The sequence below is a fragment of the Synechococcus sp. OH2 genome (genome assembly GCF_047462155.1).
GTDB lineage: Bacteria > Cyanobacteriota > Cyanobacteriia > Thermostichales > Thermostichaceae > Thermostichus.
In genome coordinates, this window is sequence record NZ_JANSIR010000095.1 from 200,585 (window position 1) to 205,017 (window position 4,433).

General features: G+C 61.5%; 5 protein-coding genes. All 5 read left to right on the forward strand.

Going from position 1 to position 4,433, the window contains the following annotated elements; translation table 11 throughout:
• The coding region (gene cfa / locus NW835_RS09425; protein WP_414415138.1) for a cyclopropane fatty acyl phospholipid synthase at window positions 1–1,029 on the forward strand (1,029 nt) is incomplete at its 5' end.
• A 56-nt stretch (window positions 1,030–1,085) separates the two neighbouring features.
• Complete coding sequence (locus NW835_RS09430) at window positions 1,086–1,562, forward strand: SufE family protein (protein ID WP_414415139.1); 477 nt, start codon at window positions 1,086–1,088, stop codon at window positions 1,560–1,562.
• A gap of 13 nt (window positions 1,563–1,575) precedes the next feature.
• Window positions 1,576–2,673: a metal ABC transporter solute-binding protein, Zn/Mn family gene (locus tag NW835_RS09435; RefSeq protein ID WP_414415140.1), complete on the forward strand. Its 1,098-nt coding sequence runs from the start codon at window positions 1,576–1,578 to the stop codon at window positions 2,671–2,673.
• Window positions 2,670–3,446, forward strand: coding sequence for a metal ABC transporter ATP-binding protein (locus NW835_RS09440; RefSeq protein ID WP_414415141.1), 777 nt, complete (start codon window positions 2,670–2,672; stop codon window positions 3,444–3,446). The genes NW835_RS09435 and NW835_RS09440 overlap by 4 nt, the downstream gene beginning before the upstream one ends.
• 9 nt (window positions 3,447–3,455) lie before the next feature.
• Window positions 3,456–4,292, forward strand: coding sequence for a metal ABC transporter permease (locus NW835_RS09445; protein WP_414415142.1), 837 nt, complete (start codon window positions 3,456–3,458; stop codon window positions 4,290–4,292).
• Window positions 4,293–4,433 lie beyond the last annotated feature (141 nt).

Genomic DNA, 4,433 nt, shown 5'->3' on the forward strand with positions numbered 1-4,433 from the left:
CACGACGAGCGGCTTTACCTGCGCTGCTTGCTCTATGGATCCCTGGGCTTTGGCGAGGCCTACCTGGAGGGGTGGTGGGATTGCGAGGCTATTGATGAGCTGGTTTGTCGTCTCCTCACCAGTCAGGCAGCCGAGCGAGTGGGCTGGCCAGTTCGGCTCCTGCTTGCCCTGGACAGTCGCCTCATCAACCGCCAGCGGGGTAAGGGAGCGTTTGTGGTTGGCCAGCGCCACTACGACCTTGGCCATGACCTCTACGAAGCCATGCTGGATCGCCGCCAGATCTATAGCTGTGCTTATTGGGATGGGGGGGCACAAACCCTCGACGAAGCCCAGGAAGCCAAGCTGGATCTCATTGCCCGCAAGCTAGATCTCCAGCCCGGCATGCGCGTGCTCGACATCGGCTGTGGTTGGGGCGGCACGGCACAGTACCTGGCCGAACGCTACGGTGTACAGGTGGTGGGCATCACCGTCTCGCAAGAGCAGGCCAGGCTAGCCAGCGAACGCTGCCGCGGCCTACCGGTGGAGATTCGGCTGGAAGACTATCGCCAGACGCAGGGAAAGTTTGATCGGATCCTTTCTGTGGGCATGTTTGAGCATGTGGGCTACCGCAACTACCGAACATTTATGCAGGTAGTCCGTCGCCTTCTCAAAGAGGATGGCTTGTTTCTTCTCCACACCATCGGCGCCAACGTTGCCTACCAGGGGCGCGATCCCTGGATTGAGCGCTACATTTTTCCCAACTCGATGCTCCCCTCGCCTCGTCAGATAACAGCGGCTTTCGAGGGCCTATTTGTTCTGGAAGACTGGCACAACTTTGGGATCAACTACGTGGCCACCCTAAAAGCTTGGCACACCAATTTTGAGCGGGCATGGCCCCAACTGGCTGGTCGCTACGACGAGCGCTTTCGCCGCATGTGGCGGCTTTACCTGCTGATGAGTGCCGGCAGCTTCAAGGCCCGCGCCAGCCAGCTTTGGCAACTAGTCCTCTCCCCCCGGGGAGTAAGGGGTGGCTATCGCTCGGTGCGGTAGTTGTTTCCTCCCGCGTCAACCCCTTGGGCTCCCCAAGCCGCGTGCTACGATGACTTTTGATTATCATTCTCATTCAGGCAAGTGGGTTGATGCCCGAAGCTCTGCGGCAGATTGTCGGGCGCTTTCAAAAGGCCAAAACCTCTCGTCAGAAGTACGAGTTGCTGCTGGCCTATGCTAAGCGCCTGCCCCCTTTCCCCGATTCCCAACGAACAGAGGAGAATCTCGTGCGGGGTTGTGCTTCGCGGGTGTGGCTGGCCACCGAGCTAAGAGACGGCAAGGTCTACATCCAGGGAGATGCCGATGCCCAGTTGGTCAAGGGCTTGGTGGCCGTTTTGGTGGAGGGGCTAAGTGGCTCAGCACCAGAGGAAATTTTGGGGGTTTCCCTAGAGTTTGTGCGGGAAATGGGCCTCAACTTCAGCCTTAGCCCTTCCCGCAGCAACGGCCTGGTGAGCATGTTTTCGCTGCTGCAGCAGCGGGCCTTGGCTTTCCAGGAGTCAGGCGCTTCCGACGCTGCTGTCTCTGTTGTCTCGTGACGTGTTAGGGCTCATGGCTAATAACTCTCTGCGTTCGGCCCGACCCCTGCGATCGCTGGTCTCGCTGGTGGCGGCCCTCTCGGTCGGGATCCTAGGCACCTTGCAGATGCGCCAAGAGAGATCCCAGGCCCAGCAGGGATCCACTCCCCCGCAGGTGGTGACCACAATCCTGCCGATAACGCAATTTACCCGCGCCGTGGCCGGGAAGCGGGCCGAGGTGAAACCTCTGATCCCTCCCCAGATGGGGCCCCACGACTTTCAGGCCCGACCCGAGGATGCGCGCCTGCTGTCCCAGGCGGATGTGCTGGTGATCAACGGGTTGGGAATGGAGACCTTTTTGGAGGGATTGATTGCCAACGCCGGCAATCCGAAGCTGCGCATCATTGACAGCAGCCAAGGGATCCCGACTTTGCAGACCCAGGAGCCAGAGCATGGCCACTCCCACAGCCATGGCCATTCTCATGGTCACAGCCACGGCCATGGCCATTCTCATGGTCACGGGCACTCTCACGGCAAGTTGAACCCCCACATCTGGCTGGATCCCAGGCGGGCCATTCGGCAGGTGGAAAATATTCGCGATGGCCTCATTGCTGTCGATCCAGAAGGGGCAGAGACTTACCGCGCCAACGCCGCTGCCTTTATCCAGCAACTGGAGGCTTTGGATAAGGAAATCGAGCAGCGCTTGGCCCCCTTTGCCGGCAGAAAGTTTGTGGTCTTCCACGACCTTGCCCCTTACTTTGCCGAGCGCTACAACCTCAAAGCGGAGTTCCTGGTGGAGATCCCGGAAGCCAGCCCCTCTCCGGAAGATGTGCGCCGGGTGATGGAGACGGTGCGGCAGTCGGGCCTAAAGACAATCCTGGTGGAGCCACAAGTGGGGAAGGACAACCCCTTTGAGGTCTTGGCCCGCGATCTGGGGGTACAAGTCCGCGTGTTCGATCCCTTGGAAACGGCTGGCCCAGAGGGGATCGAGCCGGAGTACTACCTAACCATCCTGCGGCAGAACGTGGAAAACCTGGTCTCCGCCTTCGAGAAAGAGAAGGCCTGGGTTCCCCTGCAGTTGCCCTTGGTGGGTCAGGCTGCTCTTGAGCACCTGCTGGCAAGGGGGCGATGAGCTTCCATTCTGGCGAGGTTGTCCTGCGGGTGGAGGGGCTGACGGTCTATCGGGGATCCCAGTTGGCGGTGCAGAATGTCTCGTTTGAGCTAGCGGCGGGATCCCATACGGCCATTGTTGGCCCCAACGGCGCCGGCAAGAGCACCTTGGTGCAGGCCATCTTGGGCATCCTGCCGCGGCAGTGTGGCTCGGTTTCCATCCTAGGGGAGCCGCTGCGCCTGTCAGGGTACTTGCCCCAGAAAGTGCGGCAGCAGCTTGCCTATGTGCCGCAGCGCTTGCACTTCAACCCCGCCATTCCCCTAACGGTGGCGGAGTTTGTCGCCCTGGGCTGGGGATCCCATAGGCCCCGCTGGCCCTGGCAGCAGCGAGCTGCTCGGCAGGAGGCCGTCCAGAAAGCCTTGCAACGGGCCGAGGCTCTGCACCTGGCCTCTAAGCCCCTGGGTCAACTGAGCGGCGGCGAGCTGAAGCGGGTGCTGTTGGCCTATTGTCTAGTCTGGCCGCGGCGGCTGCTGGTGCTGGACGAGGCTCCCGCTGGTCTAGATAGCCTCAGCGAAGGGGAGTTCTATCGGCTATTGGAAGAGCTGCGCCGCTCCCTGGGCTGGGCCATCCTGCAGGTCTCCCACGACCTAGAGATGGTGTCCCGCTACTGTGACCGCGTGCTGTGTCTCAACCGCTCCCTGATTTGTCAGGGATCCCCTGAGGCGGCCCTGGCGCCGGAGATGCTCAGCCGCGTCTACGGCCCCGCGTTTGCCCGCTACATCCACCACCACTGAGGAGGGGCAATGCCGGAGACCTGGGCGCAGGTGGTGGAATGGCTGCAGTTGCCCTTCATGCAGCGGGCTCTCCTAGGCGGCATCCTGACAGGGGTGACGGGGGGGCTTTTGGGCAGTTTTGCCATCTTTCGGCAGTTGGCGTTTTTTAGTGATGCCTTGGGGCATTCGGCGCTGCTGGGTATTGTCCTGGGAGTGGCCCTGGGGCTGGATCCCACGGCGGTGCTGATGGTGTTTGGGGTAGTGTTTGCCCTGGGGGTGACTTTTGTCCTGGAACGCACCCAGCTTTCGGCGGATGCGGTGCTAAACATCATCTACTCCTCCTCCTTGGCCCTGGCCATCATTGGCCTCAGCCTGATCCCTGGCTACCGCGGCAACCTTAACCAGTTGCTGTTTGGGGATATTCTCGGCATCAGCCTGCCGGCCTTGTGGATAAGCGGCCTGCTCCTGCTCTTGGCCCTGGGGTACATTGGGCTGACCTTGCCCGCCCAGATGCTGCTCACCCTGGATGAGTCGCTGGCGCGGGCGCGGGGGGTAGAGGCGGGCTGGCAGCGGCTGGCCTTTGTGGTGCTGCTGGCGCTGGTGGTGGCCCTGTCGATCCGCTCGGTGGGGGTGCTATTGGTGAGCGCTTTTGTGGTGATCCCTGCCTCGACGGCGCGGCTTTTGGCATCCGGCTTTACAACCTATGTGCTGCTGGCCATGGTCTTGGGGGGCTTAAGCGCCGTGCTGGGGATCCTCCTCTCAGCCGCCTTCAACCTCCCCTCTGGCCCCAGCATTGTGGCCACCCAGTTGCTGTTTTTTCTCCTGGCTACGGGGCTGAAGGGGGGAGCGCAACTGCTGCGGCTCTAGCTGCCGGCCATTCCCAAAATTCTCTCTGGCAGAAGCTGGCCAAACAGGCGGCGGTAGCTCTCCGGGAAGACCTGGCCCATGAGGGTGGGCTGCTCGTAAACCCGCTTGAGGGTATTGAGATCCCGTTTGGTGATGGTGGGC